The following is a 22,606-nucleotide window of genomic DNA, read 5'->3' on the forward strand; positions in this document are numbered from 1 at the left end:
TTTCAGCTATCGGTCTGTTGTGAGGGTAGATGGCCATATCCCCTATTTCAAGAACAGCCAATTGGACATGTACTTGCCGTCGAAGGTGATGCTGTAGCGTCCATTCTGGTAAGCCATCGGCAACGGTTTCAACTGCGCCTGTGCGTCCCGCGCGAACAGTTTCAGGCCAGCAGGCGCCTTGATGCTCAAGGTGCCGGCAAGCGGCTCGACGTTGAAAGGGGTCTTGTCATCGGCCTTGGGCACGGCACGGGTGCCCAGCGACAGCAGCAGTTCGCGCGAGTGGCCCAAGGGTTTGCCGTCCAGGCTTTGCACCACGACGCTGGCATACGGCGTTTGTGCTTGCACCTGGATCGCGCCGAGGCTGATCGAGCGACCGCCCAGCCATCCGGTGGCGGCCTGGGTCAGCGTTGTGTCGATGGTGTAGACGCCCTGTTGCCAGTTGCGCTTGAGTTCGCCCGTGTCGCTGACCGCCTCCGTGGCGTCGGCTGGCAGCAAGGACTGCCCCGGGTCCTGCAGCACCTGCGCGTCGGCAGGGATGGCGGCCGGTTTCAGCCAGGGCAATTCCGGCGTCTGTGGCAGGGCGATCTGCAGCTGGCCCTTTTCCATGGCCGTGCGCAGCAGCGGCGAGTTGCGCGGGGTGATCTCCTGGTTGTACAGGGTGGCGGGCGTCGGCGCGAACACGTAGCGGGTAGTGGCCGGCTTCACATCCGCTCGGCGATAGAGCAGGGCGGCAGCGGGCAGGGTGGCGATCATCGCCGGGTCGTTGTACGCGTGCCAGTTATCCGCCGTGCGCCAGCCCGGGTTGAAGGCCTGCTGGCTGTAGGCATACTGCATCATGGCGTCCCAGCCCTGGTGGGCGGCGGTGCCGGCTACATACAGCGGCAATGAGTGGCGGTCGGGCAGTGGGAATGGCTCGGCGTTCCACTCGGTGACGGTCAGCGGTTTGCCGACCACCTGGGCAGCGGCGAGCCAGTCGAGCATGCCGTCGCTGGTCAGCGGGTTCTTCTCCAGTTGGCCATTGGCACCGTAGGCATGGGCGTCGATGACATCGCCTGCGGTCAGCGCTGGCAGCGCGCTCAGGCCATTGCCACCCCAGGTGCTGGTGGTGGCGATCGGCACTTTCACGCCAAGGCCGCGCAGGTGGGCGATCATGTCGGCGTTGAAGCGCTGTTCCAGGTCATTGAGGAACAGCTTCGAAGGCCCATGCTCCCAGGCGCGCCAGGTGAGGTCGGTGGGCAGGTCATATTGTTTGGCAAAAGCTTTGGCCGCATCCATATAGCGTTCGCTGTGGCGCGGTACATCCTTGTTCGGCATCAGGGCATTGCCATAATGCTGGGTAAGGTCGTTCTCGTTGGTGATCAGCACTGCAGCAATCGCCGGGTCGTCCTTGTAGGCCAGGCCGGTGTATTCGTTCACATGGGTCAGGTACTGCTCGGCAAAGCGTTTCATCGCCTGTTGGATACTTCGGTTCACATAGGCATAACCTTTGAGGTCAACCTGGTTCTCGCCCTTGGCCAGTTCCTGGAAATCGTCAATGTCATCATTGGCGGTAAGCGCTCGCTGCACGTGCATGTCCAGCCAGATATAGATGCCTTCGTCCTTGAGTGCCTTGATCCACAGGTCGAGCTTGCGTAGCGATTCGGCACTGAGCTGCCGGGTATCGCGCACCAGGGTGCCGTCACCAAACACGTTCGGGCTCACCCAGGGCGAGTCGTGGTGGTGCAGACGCACCAGGTTGAAGCCCAGAGCGGACAGGCGCTTGGCCTGTTGGCGGATTTCTTCGTCGGGGCTCTTGAACAGCGAATAGGCGGACAGGTTGGTGCCCCAGAAGCGTACCGGGGTGTTGTCCTCGAACATCAGCTGTTCGCCGACAGCCTTGACGAAACCACGCTTGCCGGCGGGTTTTTCTGCGGTATTGAGGAATGACAGGTCTACTGGCGAGGTACGCCAGTCCAGTTGATCGTCCGGCCAACCGGCCGGGTCGACCAGGCCGAAGCGTTCGCTGGGCGTGGGCCCCAGGTCGATGTCGCCGGTGACGTTGAGCACCGCCTTGATCTGTTGCCGACCGGCATTGATCGGGTCGCTGTAGATGAACGCACGCAGTTCGGACGGGTTGCCGCGCTCGAAATACACCTTGGCCAGCGGCGGGTCGAAGCGCATTTCGACGCGCCGGCCCAGGCCTGCCTTGCCCCACGACCAGCCACGGTTGCCGGGCAGCAACTGCGGGGCGCCCATTTCCCCGGCAATTTGCGCCGGGTCGAACTGGAACACCATGCCGCCGCCCATCACCCCGGCCTGGCGGCTGTGCGCGTCAAGGTCGAAGGCCCAGCTCAGGGTTTGTGCCTGCTCCTTGCGGATATCCGCCTCCAGGTCGAAGTCCAGCGCCTTGTTCTGGCCCTGCAGCGTGTAGTGGTAGGGGCCATTGACCCTGAACGTGGTGGAGAAGCCCGTCCAGCTCCAGTCGGCTGCCCAGAAGTCGAACTTGGCTTTCATCACCGGCCCACCACCGTGGGTCACCATGGGCAGGCCATTCTGTTCATCGACGCTGACTTGCCACGCCGATGCCCAGCCGGTGAGCGGCAGCAAGACCAGGCCGGCAATGGCCGTTACCCGCAGCAGAGGTTGAATAATCGGGCAGCGTAGGGTAAGCACGTTCATTGGCGTTACCTGGGTTGAAGGCCGGGGTCGGCCAGCGCGATCGCCTGGCTGTCGTGCAGGCTGCGGACCATCTGGATGTAGGCCACGCCCAGCCCGGCGACAGACCAGTACACCACCGGAATGAAGGTGATGCTGCTGACGGTGAAAATGATCACCAGGATGCCGAGCAGTGTCGCCAGCAATACCCGGCCGAGCTGGCGTCGCTCGTCATCCTTGTCGGGGAAGCCGAGCATGGCCTTGCGAATGCCGTGCAGTACGGTGGCGAAGAACGCCACGAACAGGCCAAGCCCGACCAGCCCGACCCGAAGTGCCAGGTTGATATAGGTGTTGACGATGTCGATGATGCCTTCACCCTGAATCATCGATTGCATTTCCGGGGTGTTGCGGAAGTCGAACGAGCCAAACAGCGGGTTGCGCTGGATGACGATCCACGCGTTGTCCATCAGCCGTTCGCGGTAGGTGATGTTCTCTTTCTCGAGGCTGCCAATGAACGGCAGCAGGTCCAGTACCTTTTCGCCACCGGGCACGATGGTCAGCAAGGGCAGGGCCAGCATGCCGGCCGCGGCAAGCAGCGCCAGGCGCCTGACCGCCCCCTTGCCCAGGGCGATGAACACCACCACGATGACCACAGCGCCGATCCACGGGCCACGGGACAGTGGCGCGAACAGCCCGGCGGCCAGCAGCAGGGCGCCCAGCACCCGCTGCCGGGGGCGGCGCACATAACCCTGGACAAACAGGAACAGGCCGATGGCCACGCTCATGACATAGCCCAGGGCAATCGCCTGCCCGGTGGTGACGCTGGCGCGCAGCGAACCGCCACGGCTCAGGTAGCCCGACATGCTCCACGGCACACCCATGGCGTCGACCAGGGCGCTGTACAGCAGCCAGTGGCGCACGTACTCGGCCACGCCGATCAGGGCCAGAATGAAGGCGGCAAGCACGAACGCCAGCAGGGTGTCCTTGAACTCGCTGATCTGGCGCAGGCCACGGCTGGCCACGTAATACGGCAGGAACACATCGACACACAGGTACAGCGTCTGGCGCAGGGTGTCGGTCAGGGTGGTCTCTCGCAGGTACAGCACGCTCATCAGCAGCAGGCCGGCCGCCAACAGCCTGTCGGGCCAGGTGCGGCCGAAGCGCAGGGTGTCGCTTTGCCGGCGCAGGGCCAGTGCCGCCGGCAACAGCACGCACAGGGTCAGCAGGCGGATATGGTTGAGGTCGACCAGATAATTGACCACGCCAAACCCGGGCACCTGCACCGAAGCCGGCGGGATCAGGAACAGCAGCATGTAGAACAGCGCCATGGGGTTGTGTTCGCGACGCCCTGCGATGTACAGGATGACGGCGCCAGCACCCAGGTACAGCCAGAAGCTATGCGAAAAGAAGGCCAGCAGGGTAAGCAGGAACCACAGGTTGCGCCGGCGCTTGAAGTCAGCCAGCGGGATCAGGTCGCTGGCAGGCCGCCGCGCCAGCAGGAAGACCACGCTCGCCAGAAACAGGATGACGATCAACGCACGAAAATGTTCAGGCATTGGCTATGTGCACCTTTGCATCGGTGGGCAACGGCTAGCGTCGTGGCTGATTGAAACTATAGTGACCTTTTAGCCAGTCAGTCAGAGATTGATGTCATGCCGTCGATTGATGTGTCTGCCACCGCGAGCCTGCGCGAGCGGGCCCTGAGGGCCGGGTCGTGGAACCTGGTTGCGCAAGTGGCGTCACAGGTGATGCGCCTTGGCGGCAACCTGGTCATGGCCCGCTTGCTGCTGCCAGAAATGTTCGGCGTGATGGTCATCGCCACCACCGTTTCGGTACTCCTGCATTTATTGTCCGATGTCGGCCTGCGCCAGAACATCATCCAGAGCCAGCGCGGTGACGACCCGCACTTTCTCAATACCGCATGGACCGTGCAGATCATCCGCGGCTTCGTGCTGTTTGCCCTGACCTTGCTGCTGGCCCTGGGGGCCTGGCTTGCCCAGCTGGCCGAGGTGTGGCCGGCGGGTTCTACCTATGCTGCACCGGTGTTGCCGATGGTACTGGCCGTGACCGGGCTGTCGGCGGTGATCTGGGGGTTCCAGTCCACCAAGATAGATGTGGCGGTACGAACTTTCCAACAGAAGCGTGTCGTGCTGGTCGACCTGGCTTCGCAGGTGGTCGGCCTGGTAGTGATGCTGGTGCTGGGCTACCTGACTCACTCGGTCTGGGCGCTGGTGATCGCTGGCCTGGTGTCGGCCCTGGCCTGGACCCTGCTGGGCCACACCGCCCTTGAGGGGCCGCGCAATCGCCTGGAGTGGGACCGCAGCGCGCTGACCGAACTGATCGTGTTTGGCCGCTGGATCCTGCTGTCATCGATGGTCGGCGTGCTGGCCATGTACGGTGACCGCATGTGGTTTGGTGCCAGCATGACGGCGGCACAACTGGGGGTGTACTCGATTGCCGTGCTGATCCTCGGCGCCGTGCAGACCGCGTTGATGAAAATTTTTGGCGCCGTGGCGCTGCCCGCCTTCAGCGAAGCGGCTCGGGCTGATGACAAGGAGCGCCTGAAGGCGCTGTATCACCGCTTCCGTCTGCTGGTCGACCTGCTGGTGCTGTTCATCTGTGGCGGTTTCCTGACCGCCAGCCCACTGCTGATCGGCTGGATGTACGACGACCGTTACCGTGAAGCCGGCCCGATGCTGGCGATTCTTTCGCTGTCGTTCCTCACATTGCGCTATACCTTGGCTCATCAGGTGTGGATTGCCTTGGGCCTGACCAAGTACCAGGCCATGGACAACATCATCCGCCTGGTCTCGTTGTGGGGGTTGCTGCCGCTGTTGCTTGCGATCGGCGGTGTGGACTGGGCGATCTGGGGGGTTGCCCTGCACACCGTGCCAACCCTGGTACTGATCGTTTATGTCAATCGCAAGCTGGATATCTTCAGCCTAAAACGTGAGCTGGTGGTGTTGCCGATGCTGCTGGTCGGAGCGCTTTGCGGGGCGCTGCTGACAGCCTTTTTCAATTGGCTGTAAGGCGGCTTGCCGGGTGAGAACTTCAAAGATACAGGTCACGGGATCATGGGGAAGCTTATTTTCTGTACTGCGCAAATGGGTCGTAGAGGCTTTCTTCAGAGTTGTGTATTGCTGGGCGTGGGTGGTGCGGTGTTCGGCGCCAAGGCTGCCGTTGCCAATCAACCTGCCGAGAGGTCCGGGTTCGTGGTGATCAATGGCTGGGTATTGCCCTCCCGTTACTTCAGGGACGAGCCCGCATGATCAAGGACTATCAACAGCAGAAGGCGCTGCGTGACAGTTACGATGTCTGCATCATCGGTGCCGGCCCCGCAGGTATCACCCTTGGTCTGCGCCTGGCCGCCGCCGGCTGGAGCGTACTGCTTGCCGAAGGCGGCGGGCGTGAGTACTCGGCAAACTCGCAAGCCTTGTACGCCTGTGCCTCCACCGGCCTGGAACTGTATGCCCAGGAAGCTCGCTTGCGTTACCTGGGTGGCACATCCAACCACTGGGCCGGCCGTTGCCGGCCGTTCAGCCCCTCGGACTTCACCATTCCCCCCCTTGGCGATTTGCCTGGCTGGCCGATTCCCTACTCGGAGATTGCAGGTTACCTGCCTGCCGCCATGGACATCGTCGACCTGCCGCCCGGGTCGGATTTTCACGCGTTGAATGCAGGCCTGGACGGCGGGGACTTCGAGCCAGACCGCTTTCTGCTCAGCCCGCCAACGCGTTTTGCGCAAAAGTACGCCACGGCCCTCGAGCAGACCCCAGGCCTGGACGTATTCATCAACTGCAATTGCGTGAACCTGGAGTTCGACCCGGCATCCGGCCACCTGGCCGCGGTCATGCTCTGCGATTACCAAGGCAATCGTCAGCGCCTGGTTGCAAGAAATTTCGTGCTGGCCACAGGTGCCATCGAGAATGCCCGGCAACTGCTCAACAGCGAGTCGTTGGTGGCGGCCGGGATCGTGAGCAAGGATGGGCTGGTCGGCGGGTGCTTCATGGAGCATCTGAACATTGACCTTGGCACTTTCATCCTCAAGTCGGGACTGGCCCCTGAGCCGCGCGAGTACTACACCACCGATGCCTTCGTTGATGAATACAAGGCAGGCAAAGGCAATGTCAGGGCTGCCTTGTTGGCCGATGTGCAAACCTATGGTCGCACTGCCGAGGTCAAGCATTTTCTCGAGAACCTGGCCTGTGACATGGGGGTCGCCAGCAAGATTGCCTTCGTTGCCAGTTTCAGTTGCCCCGGTGACGGCGTCATCAGCACCATGATCGAGCAGTTCCCCAACCTGCGCAGCCGCATTTCGCTGCTGGATGAGAAGGACGCACTGGGCGTGGCCAAGGTCAATGTCAACTGGGCACTGAGCGCTGATGACCGACACACCATCAAGTGCATTGGCAGCGAACTGGCCAAGCAGTGGGCCGACATGGACCTGGGCTTCATCAAGCTCAATGATTTCGTTCATGACACCTCGATACCGCTGAAGTTGTCGCCCCATGCCCACCACATGGGGACCACGCGCATGGCGTCATCGGCGCAATACGGTGTTGTCGATTCCAACTGCAAGGTGTTCGGTACCGAAAACCTCTACGTCGCCGGTAGCAGCATCTTTGCCACGGGCGGCGCCTCCAACCCGACCATGCCGCTGCTGCAGTTTGCGCTACGCCTGGCCGACCACCTCGATGCCAGGCTCAGCGCAGCCAGGGACGCGCAAGTGTGATGCATGTTGTACATGGGGTGAGTGCGCTGCGGTCAGCACCTACAAGAACGAGACCGGATGCGCCTCAGGAACAGTCCAGATTGCTTTGATTGCGAGGCTGGCAACATGAAGGGATGGATACGCAAGGCAGTGACCCACTATGTTCACACAACGGGGCGAGGAAGCGCGTTCTACAAGAAGTTCTGCAAACCTTCCGGGCTTGAATGGGGGGCCTACCTTACACGCTGGGGCAACTTTCACTCGGTAGGCAGCAATTTCTATGTCAATACAGGCTGCAAGTTCCTCGACCCCTCGCTGGTTCGCATCGGCAACAGTGTAGGCCTGTCCGACTGCACGCTGATCGGTCACGACGGGGTGGTATTGTTGATCGAACATCGCTTCGGCAAGCACCTGGATTCGGTCGGCTTCATCGACATCAAGGACAATTGCTTCATCGGCCATGGTGCGATCGTCATGCCTCGCGTGACCATCGGGCCTGAGTCGATCGTGGCTGCCGGCGCCGTGGTGACCAAGGATGTGCCGCCGGGCACGGTGGTTGGTGGTAACCCGGCAGCGTTCATCTGTACCACCGAAGCGTTGATCAAACGGGTCGAGGCGCGTTGCGAAGCCTACCCGTGGATCGACCTGATCAAGCAGCGCAATGGCGCCTATGACCCGCAGCTGGAGCCGCAACTGTTGGCGCAGAGGCGCCAGTACTTCTTCGGGGATGGCAACCATGGCTAGCAAACCTGTGGACGTCATGGTGGTCAACTTCAACACGGCCGGGCTGCTGCAGCCGATGTTCGATGCACTGCGCCGGGCCGACAGCGAACGGCTCGCCAGCTACCTGGTGGTGGACAACGCCTCGGTCGATGACTCGCTGCAGCGCCTGGCCGAGGTGTGCCCGCAAGCGCTGCTGCTGAGCAACTCGCAGAACGTGGGGTTCGGCCGGGCCAACAACCAGTTGCTGGCGCACCTGAAGGGCAGGTACGCCTTGCTGCTGAATACCGATGCCTTCGTTGCCGCCGACTCACTGCAGAAAACCCTCGACTACATGGATGCCCACCCGGAGTGCGGGGTGCTGGGGGTGCGCCTGGAAGGCCGCGACGGCGATTTGCAGCCCAGCTGCCGCTACTTCCCCACACCGCTCAACGTGTTCGTCGGGCGAACCGGGCTGGGGCGCTTTTTCCCGGGCTTGAAGATGGTCGACGAAATGAACTGGGACCACGCCTCGGTCCGCGAGTGCGACTGGCTGCCGGGCTGCTTCTACCTGGTGCGCCGCGAAGTGCTGGACCAGGTGGGCCTGTTCGACCCGCGCTACTTTCTTTATTACGAGGAGGTCGACCACTGCAAGCGGGTGAAGGCGGCCGGCTGGAAAGTGGTGTTCTACCCCCATACCACGGTAGTGCACATCGGTGGGGAAAGCTCCAGATCGGTGGCCGAACTGGAGGCGGCCAGCCGGCAGATCTCGTCATACCAGATCGAAAGCGAGCTGCTGTACTTTCGCAAGCATCACGGGCTGGCGGGGCTTGCCTTGCACATGCTGCTGGTCACCCTGGGCGACCTGGTGCTGGCACTCAAGGCGCTGTTGAAACGACGCGGCCGGGGCGCAATACAGGCCTGCTGGCGTCATTGCCGGACGACCTGGTCTCTGTTGTTCAAGACCCGGTACGCCAGCCAACCGACAAGGTAGGTGAAGCCATGTTCGAGAACATACGTGCCGACCTGCGTGCCCATGGCGGCGACTGGGGCGCCCAGGGCTTCTGGGTATTGCTGGTGTACCGTTTCGGCCGCTGGCGCTATGGCGTGCGTCCGGCACTGCTGCGCAAGCTGTTTTCGTTCATCTACAAGATCCTGTTCAAGTTCGTGCAGATCGTCACCGGTGTGGAGCTGCCGTGCGAAGCGGTGATCGGCCGCAACTTCGTCATCGACCATTTTGGCGGCATCGTCATCAGCGGCTATGCCCGGTTCGGCGATGACTGCCGCATTCGCAACGGCGTGGTTGTGGGCCTGAAGAACGTCAACGAGCCTATTGCGCCGGTGTTCGGCAACAACGTCGATATTGGCACCGGGGCCAAGGTGCTGGGCAGCATCCGCATCGGCAACAACGTGATCATCGGTGCCAATGCCGTGGTGTTGGTGGATGTGCCGGACAACTCGCTGGCGGTGGGGGTGCCGGCGATCATCAAGGCCAGGCAACCGGCCGCCACGGCACCCGTCGAGTGAGCCCCATGGCGAGTGGGATCGGTGTGGTGGTGATTGGCCGCAACGAAGGCCAGCGCCTGGCGCGTTGCCTGCACTCGCTGCTGCAGGGTGCGGACAAGGTCATGTACGTCGACTCGGGCTCCAGCGATGGTTCACCGCAGCTGGCCCGCAGCCTGGGAGTAGAGGTACTGATGCTGGACATGGGCACACCGTTCACTGCCGCGCGCGCACGCAACGAAGGCTTTTGCGCCTTGCAGCGGCGGCTGCCGACGATGCGGTGGGTGCAGTTCGTCGATGGCGATTGCGAGGTGGATGGCGGCTGGCTGGCCGCGGCGCAGGCGTTTCTCGATGAACATCCCGACGTGGCAGTGGTGTGTGGCCGTCGGCGCGAGCGCTTCCCCCAGCGCTCGGTGTACAACCTGTTGTGCGACCTGGAGTGGGACACCCCCGTCGGCGAGGCCAAGGCGTGTGGTGGCGATGCCCTGATGCGGGTAGATGCCTTGGCTGCTGTTGGCGGCTTTCGCCCGGAGCTGATCGCCGGAGAAGAGCCCGAGCTGTGTGTGCGCTTGCGGGCAAAGGGTTGGAAGGTCTGGCGCCTGGACGCCGAGATGACCCTGCACGACGCTGCCATGACCCGTTTCAGCCAATGGTGGCGGCGTAGCCTGCGTGCTGGCCACGCCTACGCCGAAGGGGCCTACCTGCATGGTCAGGCGCCGGAACGGCACTGGCTGCGCGAATCACGCCGTGCCTGGCTGTGGGGCCTGGGTATCCCGTTGGTGATCCTGCTGGCCTGCCTGCTGCTGGGTGGCTGGTGTCTACTGTTGCTGCTGGTCTACCCGCTGCAGGTGGTACGCCTGGCTCGCCGTGGTGGCAAGTCGGTGCGGGAGAACTGGCTACAGGCGGTGTTTCTGGTCTTGGGCAAGTTCCCGGAAATGCTCGGGCAACTGAAGTTCTTGCGCCACCGCATCGCGGCCGGCAAACCGACGTTGATCGAGTACAAGTGAGAGAGGCCCATGATGCTCGGCACGATCGTGAGAAGCGTGTTTACCTTGCAACCGGGCTATTCGTTGCGGGCGCTGAACAACAAGTGCAAGTTGACGCTGCAGATTGCCAGGCAATGGCCTGAGCTGAAGGCGTTCCTGCGGCGCATGACGGCGGCGCTGGGCCAGCAAGGTTTGCAGCGGCTGGGGGTGGATTGCATCGGTGTCGTGCAGTGGCCTTACCTCAGCAAATGCTGGCAGGCCCCGCAGCGCCTGGAGGTGGTGGCTTCGCACTTCGAAGTGCTGGCCGGGCAGTTTCCGGCGCTGTTGCTGCTGGGGCGGGACGAAAGCCTGACGCTGTGCGAGCTGTCCAGCCATTCGCCGGCCTGTCGCCTGGTCCTGGACCGGCCGATCTGGTTCAAGCGCGAAGGCGAGCTGGTATTGAACCTGTTCCAGGGCGACCTGCGCGTGGCATCCCTGGCATTCAGCCTGTGCCGCAGCCAGGGCGAACTGTGCCTGTTCATCGGTGCCGTGCAGGGCATCCACAAGGGGATCGACAGCGAAACGTCACTGGCCATCTACCGCGACCTGACCAAGGATTTCGAAGGGCTGCGCCCGCGCAGCCTGCTGCTGGAGGCATTGAAGTGCCTGGCCAGGACGCTGGGCGTGGTGCATCTGTATGCCGTCAGTGACGCCTGCCGCCACCATCGGCACGCGTATTTTGGCAACGACAAAGGCCACGACCTGGCGGCCAATTACGACCTGATCTGGCTGGAGCACGGCGCTACGGCATCGACCCATGCTGACTTCTTCGCCCTTCCGCTGGCTGCGGCGCAGCGGGCGGAACAGGATATTCCGGCGAAGAAACGGGCAATGTACCGCCGTCGCCAGGCGCTGCTCGACAAGATTTTTGCCCGCTTGCAGGCCGCGTTGCCAGGCAGCGGTCACACGCTTGGACTACAAGAGGAACAGGGGGATGCATCTGACGAGGTGGCAGCGGCGGGGCGCCGGCCACCGGTTGTCGACAGCCTGAAGTAATGGCCGGCCCTGCTGCGGCAGGGCCGAAGGTTCACTACGCGGGTCTTGATCTGGATTCCTATGCGCATTGCTTACTTCATAAACCAGTATCCGAAGGTCAGCCACAGTTTCATCCGCCGCGAGATCCTGGCGCTGGAGCGCCAGGGGGTAGAGGTGCAGCGCATTGCCCTGCGCGGGTGGGACGCCGAGTTGCAGGACGCCGAGGACGCGAGCGAACGAGCCAGAACCCGCTATGTGCTGCAGCGTGGCGTCAAAGGCTTGCTGGCACCGGCCTGGCAAGTGCTGCGCGCGCAACCGCGGCGGTTCTTCCGGGCGCTATGGCTGGCCATGCGCCTTGGCCTGCGGGCCGACCGCGCCTGGCCCTACCACCTGGTCTACCTGGCCGAAGCCTGTCAGGTACTGCAGTGGTTGCAGGCAGGCGAGGCAAAACATGTGCATGCGCATTTCGGCACCAATTCCACCGAGGTGGTGATGCTGGCCAACGTGCTGGGCGGGCCAGCCTACAGCTTTACCGTGCACGGGCCGGAGGAGTTCGACAAGCCGCAGTTCCTGCACATGGGCGAGAAGGTGCGGCGTGCTGCATTTGTCGCGGCGGTCAGCTCGTACGGGCGCAGCCAGTTGTTTCGCTGGGTGGCACATGATCACTGGGCCAAGGTGAAGGTGGTGCATTGTGGCCTTGAGCGCAGTTTCCATCAGGTGGCACCGGTCAGCGTGCCCACGGCGCCGCGCCTGGTCTGCGTCGGCCGCCTGTGCGAGCAGAAAGGCCAGCTGCTGTTGCTCGAGGCCGTGCGGGTACTGGCCGGCCGGTCGATCACCTGCGAGCTGGTGCTGGCCGGCGACGGTGAAATGCGTGGGCAGATCGAGGCGTTGATTGCACGGCATGGCTTGCAGCAGCAGGTGCGCATCACTGGCTGGATCAGCAGCGCACAGGTGCGCGAGGAAATCCTCGCCGCCCGCGCGCTGGTGCTACCCAGCTTTGCCGAGGGTTTACCGGTGGTGATCATGGAGGCCATGGCCTTGCGCCGGCCAGTGCTGACCACTTACGTGGCCGGCATTCCCGAGCTGGTGCGGCCGGGCGAGAACGGCTGGTTGTTCCCCGCCGGCGCCGTGGACGAGCTGGCGGCGGCCATGGCCGAGTGCCTGGCGCAGCCCGCCGAAGTGCTGCAGAGCATGGGCGAGGCGGCTCGCCAGCGGGTGCTGCAACGGCATGACATCGATACCGAGGCGGCCAGGTTGGCCGGCTACTTCAAGGCGTCCGCATGATGAGTGTATTGGCTGGGTTATTGGGTGTGGTGGCGGCCCTCGTCCTGTTGCCGGTGCTGCTGCTGTTGCTGCAGGTGCTGATGGCCTGCCTGCCGGCGCGTGTTCAGCCCTTGGGCAGCCATGCTCGTCCGCAGGTGGCAGTACTGGTGCCAGCCCATGACGAGGCTTCGATCATTCGTGCCACGCTGGCGAGCATTGTTCCGCAGTTGCGCCCTGGCGACCGCTTGCTGGTGGTGGCGGACAACTGCACGGACGACACTGCGCGGCTGGCGCGCGAGGCTGGTGCCGAAGTGGTGGAACGCCACGACGCACAGTTGCGCGGCAAGGGCTACGCCCTCGACTTTGGCGTGCGCCACCTGGCCGGGCAGCCACCCGAGGTGGTGATCGTGGTGGACGCCGATTGCCAGGTGGGCGAGTGGGCAATCGAGCGTCTGGCGCGGCGCTGCCGTGAGGTCGACCGCCCGGTGCAGGCACTGTACCTGATGCGTGCACCGGCTGGGGCTGGGCTTAAGGTGCAGGTTGCCGAGTTCGCCTGGCGGGTCAAGAACCTGGTGCGCCCGCGTGGCTGGGCACGGCTGGGCCTGCCTTGCCAGTTGATGGGCGCGGGCATGGCGTTCGGCTGGCATGACCTGGCCTTGATCGACCTGGCCAACGGGCACCTGGTAGAGGATGTGAAGCTGGGACTGGACCTGTGCCAACGGGGCAAGCCCCCAGTGTTCTGCCCTGAGGCGGTGGTCAGCAGCCAGTTCCCGGCCGGCCAGCAAGGCCTGGCTAGCCAGCGCACGCGCTGGGAGCATGGGCATCTGGGCTTGATGCTGGCCGATGCGCCCAGGCGTGCGCTGGTCGCAATCACCCAGCGTAACAGCAGCCTGCTGGCCATGACCATGGACCTGCTGGTGCCGCCCCTGGCGTTGCTGGTACTGGCCCTGCTCGGGTTCAACCTGGTGGCCTGGCTGGCGTACCTGCTGTTCGGCCTGGCGGCACCGGCGTGGATCGCCCTTTGCGCGCTGGCATTGCTGGGCCTTGCCATCGTGCTGGCCTGGGCGCGCTTCTGTCGCGAACTGATCCCGTTTTCCGTGTTGCTGTATGCGCCGTTTTACGTCGCAAGGAAGGTCCCCTTGTATCTGCGGTTTGTGATCAAGCGCCAGGTTGAATGGGTACGTTCGAAACGGGATGAAGGCTGATGGCAGAGTGGCAGAAACGCTGGAATACCCTGGTCGGCAAGCTCGACGTGGTGCCTGATGCCGCTGCCGCGCAGCAGCTGCTCGACAGGCTTGCCACCCCGCAGGTGCCGACCGTGCTGGGCTTCGTCAATGCCCATGCAATGAACCTGGTGGTACGCGATGGTGCATACCACCAGGCACTGTCTGCTGCCGACGTGCTGCTGCGCGATGGCTCCGGCATGGCGATCCTGTATCGCCGGCTGGGGCTTGAACCCGGGCTCAACATGAATGGTACCGACTTCATTCCCAGGCTCATGGCCGCCTACCGGGGGCGGCGGGTCGCTTTCTGGGGCACTCGGCAACCTTACCTGGACCAGGCCGCGCAGCGCAGCGCTGCCCTGTACGGGGTGCTGCCGGTGTCGGTTCACGATGGCTTCGCCAGCGTCGACAGCTACCTGCAGCTGGCCAGGGAGCTGCAACCGGAGCTGATCGTGCTGGGCATGGGCATGCCCCGGCAGGAGGCAGTGGCGGCGAGGCTGGCGGCCACTGGCGGGCCGTGCCTGATCGTGTGCGGCGGTGCGATCCTGGATTTTCTCGGCGGCAAGGTCAACCGGGCGCCCGAGTGGCTGCGGCGGTTGGGCGGGGAGTGGCTGTACCGGCTGTGGCGCGAGCCCAAGCGTTTGTTCATGCGCTACGTGGTGGGCAACCCGTTGTTCCTGCTGCGCACCTTGCGGTACCGCCGGGGCGGGCAGTGATTACGGCACACTGATGGCGGGTGGCTGCTACAGTGAGATCATGGGCTGAGGCTGCACGGTTCTGGCTCACTGGCTGTGCATGAGCTTTCGTCAAGACTGGCTGTTTGACCAAAGCCACGTGCTGCGCGCAAATCGATGAGGTCTGAAATGGTTTTCGAACCCAGAAGCAGTCGTTCCTTGCTGCAAAGAAGAAGTAGCGTAAGTAACGCCATTCAGGCCGGTCTCGACGGAATTGCAGTCACCAGTATTGCCTGGTACCTGATCTACGACCAGTTTGGCTACATCACTTCCGATTATGTGATCATGATGCTGTTGCTGGTTGGCGCACTGGCAGTCATTTACGATCATTACGCGATCTACCGTACCAACGTCGGGCTTTCCATCAAGGCGTTCCGGCTGTTCAAGGCCTGGTCGGCTACCTTTTGCTTCCTGGTGGTCATGGCATTCCTGACCAAGCAGAGCGAAACCTATTCGCGGCTGTTGGTCGTGCAGTTGTTCATCATTGGCTACATTGCCCAGTTGTTCCTGCATTTTGCCGTGCGAGAGTTGCAAAAGCGCTTTACCGCCCATGCACGCCTGGACAACGCCCTGATCATTGGTGCCGGTGACCTGGCCAATTTCCTGTATCAGAAAATCAGCAACAACCCTTGGTTCGGCGAGCGTGTGCTGGGTTGCGTGCTGATCGCGGCCGAGGAGCCGGGGCGCGAAAACACCGAAGGCAAGCAGCGCCTGCCGGTGCTCGGGCATATTGCCGAGCTCGACGATATCGTGGCCCGCCACGGCATTCGCACGGTGTACCTGGTGACCCCGCTGGGTGGTTCCGAGGTGATCAACGATGTGTATTTGAAGCTTCTCGACAAGTGCATCGCGGTGAACTGGGTGCCGGACATCTTCTCGTTGCGCCTGATCAACCACAGCGTGAGGGAAATCGCCGGCATTCCTGTACTGACCTTGTCGGAAACACCGCTGACGGGCATGAGCCTGTTCCTGAAAAATCTCGAAGACAGGCTATTGGCGGCGCTGATCCTGCTGTTTGCATCGCCGGTGTTGCTGGCCGTTGCGCTGGCGATCAAGCTCGATAGCCGCGGCCCGGTGTTCTTCCGTCAGGAACGTACCGGCTGGACCGGGGAAGCGTTCCGCATCTGGAAGTTCAGGAGCATGCATGTCCACCAGCCGGAAGCGGGCGTGATCAAGCAGGCGCAGAAGAACGACCCGCGGCTGACCCGGGTCGGCGCCTTCATCCGCCGCACCAGCCTGGATGAACTGCCGCAGTTGTTCAATGTACTGACCGGGGAGATGTCGCTGGTTGGGCCGCGGCCGCATGCGTTGCAACATGACACCTTGTACTCGCAGGACATCGTCGACTACTTTGCCCGCCACAACATCAAGCCTGGCATGACCGGCCTGGCGCAAGTGCGCGGGTTCAGGGGCGAAACCAAGGATATCGAGCAGATGATTCAGCGGGTGGACTCGGACATCGAGTACATCAACAACTGGTCGCTATGGCTGGACTTCGTGATTCTGGTGCGCACGCTGAATGCGTTTACCGGCAAGCAGGCCTACTGACGCAAAAATCTCGCAAGCGCTTGCACACTCTGTGGTAGCGGGTTTACCCGCGAAGAATCCAACGCGGTGCATGGCACCGGCTGCGCCGGTGTTCGCGGCTAAAGCCGCTCCCACAGGGTTCCTGCCAATTCATTGAGTCATTCGCAATTCCATGAAAGTGTGCAAGGGCTCTTGGCTGGCCTAGTCCTTGTTCAATGGGTGCAGCTCCCTGAACACCCGCGCTTCCTCCACCAACCAGTCATGCACCGCCCGTGCCCCCGGCTGGTTCAGCCCACCCGGCGGGTAATGCACCACATAACGCTTGTGATTGGCGATCGGCACGCCGAAAGGCACGATCAGCGCACCGCGCTCCAGTTCGTCGTTGAGCAGCGTGCGCCGGGCAATCGCGACGCCACTGCCGGCAATCGCCGCCTCGATGGTCAGGTGGTTGCGGTTGAAGGTGTGCCCACGCCGTACATCCAGGCCGATGGCGCCGATGCCCTCCAGGTAGAACTCCCATTCGGCATATTCCGAACTGCCACGCCAGGCCGTGATGTCGTGCAGCAGCGGGTAGTGTGCCAGGTCCGCCGGCCCATGCAGCGGTGGGCGCCCGCGCAGCAAGGTGGGGGAACACACGGGGAAGATCTGTTCGTCCAGCAGCGGTGTCGAGAGCATGCCGGGGTAGCTGCCATCGTTCAGGTCGATGGCCAGGTCGAAATCGCCCGGGTTCAGGGCCTGGGCACTGTCTTCGGCCACCAGCCGCAACTCGATGTCCGGGTAGCGTTGCTGAAAGCGTGGCAGGCGGGGTGTGAGCCACTTGGCCAGAAACGACGGGATCGAGCGCAGGCGCAAGGTGCCGCGGATTTCACCGGCGTCCAGGCGCAGCAGTTCGGCTTCGATGCTGCCGTAGGCTTCGGCCACCGTCTGCGCCAGGCGTTGCCCTTCGGCGCTCAGTTCCACGCCGCGTGCCCGGCGCAGGAACAGCCGGTAGCCCAGTCGTTCTTCCAGCTGGCGCATCTGTTGGCTGACTGCACCCGGGGTGATATGCAGCTCTTCGGCACAGCGGGTGAAGGACAAGTGCCGGGCGGCACAGGCGAACACATGCAGCCAGACGAACATCTGGCCATTGAGTTGTCGTCGCATCGTTTAGTACCACTAAAGCCTTGCTTAGGAAGTTTCGTTGGTCATCCGTGAGTCAGCGCGGCAGTATCGCGCAAAATCGCAATACCACTCAATTTTTCCAGATATCCGTGCTGCGGCATTAGTCCCGGGCACGGTCAGGCATTAGCATGGCTATCAGTGTTTTCGACCTTTTCAAAATCGGCATCGGGCCGTCCAGTTCCCACACCGTCGGCCCCATGCGGGCGGCGGCTACTTTTGCCCAGGCCCTGCGTGAACAGGGGCTGTTGGCCAGGGTAAGCCGTGTCGAGGTGCGGCTATACGGGTCGCTGTCGGCCACCGGGGTTGGCCACGCCACCGATCGCGCCTGCCTGCTCGGCCTGATGGGGCAATGGCCGGACCGCATCGACCCGGCCACCATCGAGTCGCGCATTGGCCAGGTTATGCAGGAGCACTGCCTGATGCTCGATGGCAGCCACCCACTGGCGTTCGAGTACAGCCGCGACATGCTGCTGCTCGACGAAAACCTGCCGTACCACCCCAATGCCATGAGCCTGGAAGCCATGGACGGGCAGGGCAGCCTGCTGCGCCAGACCTACTATTCGGTAGGCGGTGGCTTTATCGTCGAGCAAGCCGAGATCGATGCGCCTGCAGTCGAAGTGAACGCGTTGGTGCTGCCGTACGAATTCGACAGTGCTGCGCAGTTGCTGGCCTTGTGCAAGGCCCATGGTTTGAGCGTGGCGCAACTGATGATGGCCAACGAATGTGCCTGGCGCCCGGAAGCCGAGGTACGTGAGGGCCTGCTGCGGATCTGGGGCGCCATGCGCGAATGCGTCGACAATGGCTTGCGCAACGAAGGCATCCTGCCTGGCGGGTTGCACGTCAAGCGCCGCGCGGCGCGGCTGCATCGCAGCCTGCAGGAGCTGGGCAAGCCCAACGTGATCGGTTCCACCCTCAGTGCCATGGAATGGGTCAACCTGTTCGCCCTGGCGGTGAATGAAGAGAACGCCGCCGGCGGGCGCATGGTGACTGCGCCTACCAACGGTGCGGCTGGCATCATTCCGGCCGTGCTGCACTACTACATGAAGTTCAACCCGGGCGCGTGCGACGCGGATGTGGTGGACTTCCTGCTGGCGGCGGCGGCGGTCGGCATCCTGTGCAAGAAGAACGCGTCGATTTCCGGGGCCGAGGTCGGCTGCCAGGGCGAGGTGGGTTCGGCTTGTTCGATGGCCGCCGCCGGCCTTGCCCAGGTGCTGGGTGCCACGCCGCCGCAACTGGAAAATGCCGCCGAGATTGCCCTGGAGCATAACCTTGGGCTGACCTGCGACCCGGTTGGTGGCCTGGTGCAGGTGCCATGCATCGAGCGCAACGCGATTGCTGCGGTGAAAGCGATCAACGCCGTACAGATGGCGTTGCGCGGGGATGGCGAGCATTTCATCTCGCTCGACCGGGTGATCCGCACCATGCGCGATACCGGGGCGGACATGCATGCCAACTACAAGGAGACCTCGCGCGGCGGCCTGGCCGTTGCGTTTGTCGAGTGCTGACGCGGTCAGCTGTAGGAGCGGCCTTGTGTCGCGATGGGGCGCGCAGCGGCCCCAGATTCATGCGTTTACACTGAAATAGCCGGGGCTGCTTCGCAGCCCTTTCGCGACACAAGGCCGCTCCTACAGGGGCAGTGGGCTTTTAGCGGGCTTTCTGTTTCGCTTCCAGGAAGCTCGCGCGCATGTCCTTGGCCCAGCCGTCCAGCACTGGCTTGACGTCATTCAGGGTCAGCTTGGTGGTCTTGTTCTCCAGTTCCTGCCCCGTGCCCTTGCGCACCACCTGGGCCAGCACCTTCTGGCTGGAACCATCGAGGAACGCAGCCTCCACACCGACATCCACCTCCTGGTCCCGGCCACCCATTGCAGTGTTCACACCGGCTGAAATCAACGCAATCGGGATCACCTCATAGGGCTTGAGGCCCTCGTTGCTGGTGGACACTGCGGTGATTGCCGGGCGCACCACGATCACGCCCGGGCCGGGGCCCTTGGCCAATGGCACCACGCTGCCCATCTCACGGCGCAGCGCTTCGTTGAAGTAGCGGGTGATTTCCTGCAGCGTCTGGGTCGAGATGACCTCCGTCGGCTGCGGCCTGGGGTAGAACTGGCTGGGCTCGATGAACACTTGGCTGTACTGGTTGATATTGACCTTCGGGTCGATCCAGCGCATCACCGGGTCGCCCGAAGGGCTCTTGGTCTCTTGCAGCCGGCTGTAATCCTTGAGGAAGCCGGAGTAGTCCTTGGGGTCCACGCGGTTGCTGGAGCAGGCAGCGACGGTAAGCAATGCGGCGCACAGCAAGGTAAGGCGAGGCAATGATTTCATGATGAAAATGCATCCATGATAGGTCGGCCAGAACAACGCTAGCAGGTGCGCGACAGTTGGCCAGTGGGTAGGTTCAATCTGTAGTGGGAATTGGCTGCGGTAATGTTCCCAGGCGCGCAAATTCCTACAGTGTCTTGGGACCTCGCTGGCTTTTCAGTTACTACCGCCCTCGGAAAACTATGCCCGTTAGCAAATGGGAGCAGGGCGAGACGCGCCCGTCTGGACCGGCTTTGAAGTTGCTGAATCTCATTAAAAACAAAGGGTTGCAGGTTCTTCTTTAAGTGCTGTGTTTGGTTTGAAAATCTTTTTAAAACAGTGGATTACGGTAATTTTTGAAAAATCTCGTTTAACTTCCGATTCGCAGGCAAGATCGCTGACACCTCACCCCAGCACCTCCCGCAATCGATACCACAACATCCCCAGCGCCAGCAGTGGCGAGCGCAGTGCCTTGCCGCCCGGGAAGGTCAGGTGTGGCACGGCGCTGAACACGTCCAGCCCCTGGCTGTGGCCGAGTGCGATGCTTTCGGCCAGCAGTTTCGCCGTCCAGTGCGTCACGTTCAGCCCATGCCCGGAATACCCCTGGGCATAGTACACATTGGAGTGCTGGCTGAGGCGCCCGACCTGAGGGAAGCGGTTGGCGGTGATGCCGATCATGCCGCCCCACTGGTAGTCGATGCGCACGTTGGCCAGTTGCGGGAACACCTTCAGCACCTTGGGCCGCATGTAGGCGGCGATGTCCTTGGGGTCGCGGCCGGAATAGTGGCAGGCACCGCCGAACAGCAGGCGCCGGTCTGCCGTGAGGCGGTAGTAGTCAAGGCCGACCTTCTGGTCGCACAGCGCCATGTTCTGCGGGATCAGGCTGCTGGCAAGTGGTTCGGGCAGTGGCTCGGTAGCCACCACATAGCTGCCGGCCGGTAACACCTTGCCGCTCAGGCGTGGCTCCAGTTCATCGAGGTGGGCGTTGCAACCCAGCACCAGGCTGCTTGCCCGCACCTTGCCGCGGGCCGTGTGCAGGGTCACCTGGGGGCCATGCTCGATGCGCAGCACCGGGCTCTGCTCGAAGATGCGCACGCCCAGGCCCTGGGCTGCGCGGGCTTCCCCCAGGACCAGATCGAGCGGGTGCAGGTGGCCCGAGCCCATGTCCACCAGGCCGCCGGCGTACTGGTCGCTGGCGACGATTTCATGCAATTGCTCGGCACTGACCAGGCGGGTTTCAGGGCGATAACCGAGTGCGGCCAGATCGTCCTGTTCGTCCTTGAATGCAGCGAACTGCGCAGAGGTGTTGGCCAGTTCGCAGAAGCCCCAGCGCAGGTCGCAGGCAATGCCGTACCGGGCGATGCGGCTGGCCACCAGCGCCACCGAGTCGATGCCGGCCTGCTTCAGGTAACGCACGCCGTCCTGGCCGACATGCCGGGCAAAGCCGCTGACGTCATGGCCGATGCCGCGAATCAGTTGGCCGCCGTTGCGGCCGCTGGCGCCCCAGCCGATGCGCCGGCCTTCCAGCAGCACCACCGAGAGCCCGCGCTCGGCCAGCTCCAGGGCGGTATTGACCCCGGTGAGCCCGCCGCCAACCACGCACACATCAGCGGTCAGGTCGCCATCCAGGCCAGGGTAGGGCGCCGCGTCGCGTGCCGTGGCGGCATAGTACGAAGCGGTGTGTTGGGTAGTGAAAGACATGGGCGTTCTCGACTCAGCGGTTTGACTTGATCTTGCTCCAGGAGCGGGTCATGACGCGCATGATCTTCGGGCTCGGCGTGCTGGAGATGTACAGCTTGTCCAGCACGTCCTGGGGTGGGTAGATCTCGGGGTTGTGCACCAGCGACGCGTCCATGTAGGCCTTGGCGTCGGGGTTGGCGTTGGCATAGCCGACCGTGGCGCTGACCTTGGCGATCACCTTGGGGTCGAGCAGGTAGTTGATGAACGCCAGGGCCTGTTCGGGGTTGTTGGCGTCCTTGGGGATGGCCAGCAGGTCGAACCACAGGTTGCTGCCTTCCTTGGGAATGCTGTAGGCGACTTTCACGCCGTTTTTCGCCTCCACGGCGCGGTTGGCGGCCTGAAACACGTCACCGGAGTAACCGAAGGCCACGCAGACATCGCCATTGGCCAGGTCGGAAACGTACTTGGAGGAGTGGAAGTAGGTGATGTAGGGGCGCAGTTCGAGCAGGCGGGCTTCCGCCTTGGCATAGTCGGCCGGTTTTTCGCTGCGCGGGTCCATGCCCAGGTAGTTGAGCATGGCCGGGAACAGTTCGTCGGGCGAGTCCATGAACGCTACGCCGCACTGCTTGAGCTTTTTCAGGTTCTCGGGCTCGAACAGCACCGCCCACGAATCGATATGGTCGACGCCAAGGACCGCCTTGACCTTGTCGACGTTGTAGCCGATACCGTTGGTGCCCCACAGGTAGGGTACGGCGTACTGATTGCCGGGGTCGTTCTGTTCAAGCTGCTTTAGCAGCCTGGGGTCCAGGTGCTGCCAGTTCGGTAGCTTGCTGCGGTCCAGCGGCAGGAAGGCACCGGCCTGGGCCTGGCGCGCAAGGAAGTGGTTGGACGGCACCACCACGTCATAGCCGGTGCGCCCGGCCAGCAGCTTGCCTTCCAGGGTTTCGTTGGAATCGAACACGTCATAGACCACCTTGATCCCGCTGCTGGCCTGGAAGTCGGCCAGGGTGGTGTCACCAATGTAGTCGGTCCAGTTGTACACGCTGACCGAGGGGGTGGCGTGGGTGGTGGTTGCGAACAGCAGGGTGAATGCGGCGGGGATCAGGGTTTGCAGATGACGCATGGAGACACCTCGTTGGTCTTGTTCTTCGAGTTCGGTGTGTTGGGGTGCAA

Annotated in this window: 18 protein-coding genes and 1 pseudogene; 13 read left to right on the forward strand and 6 right to left on the reverse strand. The window is 63.0% G+C overall.

Annotated features, from left to right (window positions below; genetic code table 11):
* Window positions 1-42: 42 nt before the first annotated feature.
* The gene (locus CAF70_RS12285) at window positions 43-2,658 is read right to left on the reverse strand and encodes a cellulase family glycosylhydrolase (RefSeq protein WP_085624892.1); all 2,616 of its coding nucleotides are present in this window, start codon (window positions 2,656-2,658) and stop codon (window positions 43-45) included.
* Window positions 2,659-2,663: 5 nt separating this feature from the next.
* Complete coding sequence (locus CAF70_RS12290) at window positions 2,664-4,190, reverse strand: O-antigen ligase family protein (RefSeq protein ID WP_085624894.1); 1,527 nt, start codon at window positions 4,188-4,190, stop codon at window positions 2,664-2,666.
* A 96-nt stretch (window positions 4,191-4,286) separates the two neighbouring features.
* On the opposite strand from CAF70_RS12290, the gene CAF70_RS12295 reads away from it, so the two are divergent.
* The 11 genes from CAF70_RS12295 (at window position 4,287) to CAF70_RS12350 (ending at window position 16,315) form a co-directional block, all read left to right on the forward strand.
* Window positions 4,287-5,663: an oligosaccharide flippase family protein gene (locus CAF70_RS12295; protein ID WP_085624896.1), complete on the forward strand. Its 1,377-nt coding sequence runs from the start codon at window positions 4,287-4,289 to the stop codon at window positions 5,661-5,663.
* Between the two features lie 236 nt (window positions 5,664-5,899).
* Entirely contained in the window at window positions 5,900-7,366 is a 1,467-nt protein-coding gene (locus CAF70_RS12305; protein ID WP_085624900.1) for an FAD-dependent oxidoreductase, read from the forward strand.
* 105 nt (window positions 7,367-7,471) lie between these two features.
* On the forward strand, window positions 7,472-8,089 hold the full coding sequence (locus CAF70_RS12310; RefSeq protein ID WP_085624902.1) for an acyltransferase: 618 nt from the start codon (window positions 7,472-7,474) through the stop codon (window positions 8,087-8,089).
* Window positions 8,082-9,038, forward strand: coding sequence for a glycosyltransferase family 2 protein (locus tag CAF70_RS12315; protein ID WP_085624904.1), 957 nt, complete (start codon window positions 8,082-8,084; stop codon window positions 9,036-9,038). The genes CAF70_RS12310 and CAF70_RS12315 overlap by 8 nt, the downstream gene beginning before the upstream one ends.
* An 8-nt stretch (window positions 9,039-9,046) precedes the next feature.
* Window positions 9,047-9,571 (forward strand): serine O-acetyltransferase, encoded by a 525-nt coding sequence (locus CAF70_RS12320; RefSeq protein WP_085624906.1) that lies wholly within the window; start codon window positions 9,047-9,049, stop codon window positions 9,569-9,571.
* Window positions 9,572-9,576: 5 nt separating this feature from the next.
* Window positions 9,577-10,554, forward strand: coding sequence for a glycosyltransferase family 2 protein (locus CAF70_RS12325; RefSeq protein ID WP_085624908.1), 978 nt, complete (start codon window positions 9,577-9,579; stop codon window positions 10,552-10,554).
* Window positions 10,555-10,563: 9 nt separating this feature from the next.
* The gene (locus tag CAF70_RS12330) at window positions 10,564-11,568 is read left to right on the forward strand and encodes a VirK/YbjX family protein (RefSeq protein ID WP_085624910.1); all 1,005 of its coding nucleotides are present in this window, start codon (window positions 10,564-10,566) and stop codon (window positions 11,566-11,568) included.
* A gap of 60 nt (window positions 11,569-11,628) precedes the next feature.
* Window positions 11,629-12,831, forward strand: a complete 1,203-nt coding sequence (locus tag CAF70_RS12335) for a glycosyltransferase (protein ID WP_085624912.1) — start codon at window positions 11,629-11,631, stop codon at window positions 12,829-12,831.
* Window positions 12,828-14,015 (forward strand): glycosyltransferase family 2 protein, encoded by a 1,188-nt coding sequence (locus CAF70_RS12340; protein WP_085624914.1) that lies wholly within the window; start codon window positions 12,828-12,830, stop codon window positions 14,013-14,015. Before CAF70_RS12335 ends, CAF70_RS12340 begins: the two co-directional genes overlap by 4 nt.
* Complete coding sequence (locus CAF70_RS12345) at window positions 14,015-14,749, forward strand: WecB/TagA/CpsF family glycosyltransferase (RefSeq protein WP_085624916.1); 735 nt, start codon at window positions 14,015-14,017, stop codon at window positions 14,747-14,749. The genes CAF70_RS12340 and CAF70_RS12345 overlap by 1 nt, the downstream gene beginning before the upstream one ends.
* Before the next feature lie 147 nt (window positions 14,750-14,896).
* The gene (locus CAF70_RS12350) at window positions 14,897-16,315 is read left to right on the forward strand and encodes an undecaprenyl-phosphate glucose phosphotransferase (protein WP_085624918.1); all 1,419 of its coding nucleotides are present in this window, start codon (window positions 14,897-14,899) and stop codon (window positions 16,313-16,315) included.
* 180 nt (window positions 16,316-16,495) lie between these two features.
* Here CAF70_RS12350 and CAF70_RS12355 read toward each other — a convergent pair whose 3' ends face one another.
* Window positions 16,496-17,437 carry a LysR substrate-binding domain-containing protein gene (locus CAF70_RS12355; protein WP_085624920.1) on the reverse strand — a complete coding sequence of 314 codons (942 nt, stop codon included), beginning with the start codon at window positions 17,435-17,437 and terminating at the stop codon, window positions 16,496-16,498.
* A 146-nt stretch (window positions 17,438-17,583) separates the two neighbouring features.
* On the opposite strand from CAF70_RS12355, the gene CAF70_RS12360 reads away from it, so the two are divergent.
* Window positions 17,584-18,960 (forward strand): L-serine ammonia-lyase, encoded by a 1,377-nt coding sequence (locus tag CAF70_RS12360; RefSeq protein WP_085624923.1) that lies wholly within the window; start codon window positions 17,584-17,586, stop codon window positions 18,958-18,960.
* A gap of 139 nt (window positions 18,961-19,099) precedes the next feature.
* Here the strand turns inward: CAF70_RS12360 and CAF70_RS12365 are convergent, their stop codons facing one another.
* The gene (locus CAF70_RS12365; RefSeq protein ID WP_085624925.1) at window positions 19,100-19,777 is read right to left on the reverse strand and encodes a DUF3313 domain-containing protein; all 678 of its coding nucleotides are present in this window, start codon (window positions 19,775-19,777) and stop codon (window positions 19,100-19,102) included.
* A gap of 185 nt (window positions 19,778-19,962) precedes the next feature.
* Here CAF70_RS12365 and CAF70_RS27900 point away from each other — a divergent pair.
* Window positions 19,963-20,058: pseudogene (locus CAF70_RS27900) on the forward strand (helix-turn-helix domain-containing protein); the annotation flags it as partial.
* 100 nt (window positions 20,059-20,158) lie between these two features.
* On the opposite strand, the gene CAF70_RS12375 reads toward CAF70_RS27900, so the two are convergent.
* Window positions 20,159-21,454, reverse strand: coding sequence for an FAD-binding oxidoreductase (locus CAF70_RS12375; RefSeq protein WP_085624927.1), 1,296 nt, complete (start codon window positions 21,452-21,454; stop codon window positions 20,159-20,161).
* 13 nt (window positions 21,455-21,467) lie between these two features.
* Complete coding sequence (locus CAF70_RS12380; RefSeq protein ID WP_085624929.1) at window positions 21,468-22,556, reverse strand: polyamine ABC transporter substrate-binding protein; 1,089 nt, start codon at window positions 22,554-22,556, stop codon at window positions 21,468-21,470.
* Window positions 22,557-22,606: the final 50 nt, after the last annotated feature.

The sequence above is a fragment of the Pseudomonas sp. B19(2017) genome, assembly GCF_002113165.1.
GTDB lineage: Bacteria > Pseudomonadota > Gammaproteobacteria > Pseudomonadales > Pseudomonadaceae > Aquipseudomonas.

Coding starts and splice junctions, on each gene's coding strand:
- CAF70_RS12380 (WP_085624929.1), bottom strand. CDS start 22,556: ATGCGTCATCTGCAAACCCTGATCCCCGCCGCATTCACCCTGCTGTTC.
- CAF70_RS12360 (WP_085624923.1), top strand. CDS start 17,584: ATGGCTATCAGTGTTTTCGACCTTTTCAAAATCGGCATCGGGCCGTCC.
- CAF70_RS12325 (WP_085624908.1), top strand. CDS start 9,577: ATGGCGAGTGGGATCGGTGTGGTGGTGATTGGCCGCAACGAAGGCCAG.
- CAF70_RS12365 (WP_085624925.1), bottom strand. CDS start 19,777: ATGAAATCATTGCCTCGCCTTACCTTGCTGTGCGCCGCATTGCTTACC.
- CAF70_RS12345 (WP_085624916.1), top strand. CDS start 14,015: ATGGCAGAGTGGCAGAAACGCTGGAATACCCTGGTCGGCAAGCTCGAC.
- CAF70_RS12355 (WP_085624920.1), bottom strand. CDS start 17,437: ATGCGACGACAACTCAATGGCCAGATGTTCGTCTGGCTGCATGTGTTC.
- CAF70_RS12290 (WP_085624894.1), bottom strand. CDS start 4,190: ATGCCTGAACATTTTCGTGCGTTGATCGTCATCCTGTTTCTGGCGAGC.
- CAF70_RS12285 (WP_085624892.1), bottom strand. CDS start 2,658: ATGAACGTGCTTACCCTACGCTGCCCGATTATTCAACCTCTGCTGCGG.
- CAF70_RS12340 (WP_085624914.1), top strand. CDS start 12,828: ATGATGAGTGTATTGGCTGGGTTATTGGGTGTGGTGGCGGCCCTCGTC.
- CAF70_RS12350 (WP_085624918.1), top strand. CDS start 14,897: ATGGTTTTCGAACCCAGAAGCAGTCGTTCCTTGCTGCAAAGAAGAAGT.
- CAF70_RS12305 (WP_085624900.1), top strand. CDS start 5,900: ATGATCAAGGACTATCAACAGCAGAAGGCGCTGCGTGACAGTTACGAT.
- CAF70_RS12330 (WP_085624910.1), top strand. CDS start 10,564: ATGATGCTCGGCACGATCGTGAGAAGCGTGTTTACCTTGCAACCGGGC.
- CAF70_RS12295 (WP_085624896.1), top strand. CDS start 4,287: ATGCCGTCGATTGATGTGTCTGCCACCGCGAGCCTGCGCGAGCGGGCC.
- CAF70_RS12310 (WP_085624902.1), top strand. CDS start 7,472: ATGAAGGGATGGATACGCAAGGCAGTGACCCACTATGTTCACACAACG.
- CAF70_RS12315 (WP_085624904.1), top strand. CDS start 8,082: ATGGCTAGCAAACCTGTGGACGTCATGGTGGTCAACTTCAACACGGCC.
- CAF70_RS12335 (WP_085624912.1), top strand. CDS start 11,629: ATGCGCATTGCTTACTTCATAAACCAGTATCCGAAGGTCAGCCACAGT.
- CAF70_RS12320 (WP_085624906.1), top strand. CDS start 9,047: ATGTTCGAGAACATACGTGCCGACCTGCGTGCCCATGGCGGCGACTGG.
- CAF70_RS12375 (WP_085624927.1), bottom strand. CDS start 21,454: ATGTCTTTCACTACCCAACACACCGCTTCGTACTATGCCGCCACGGCA.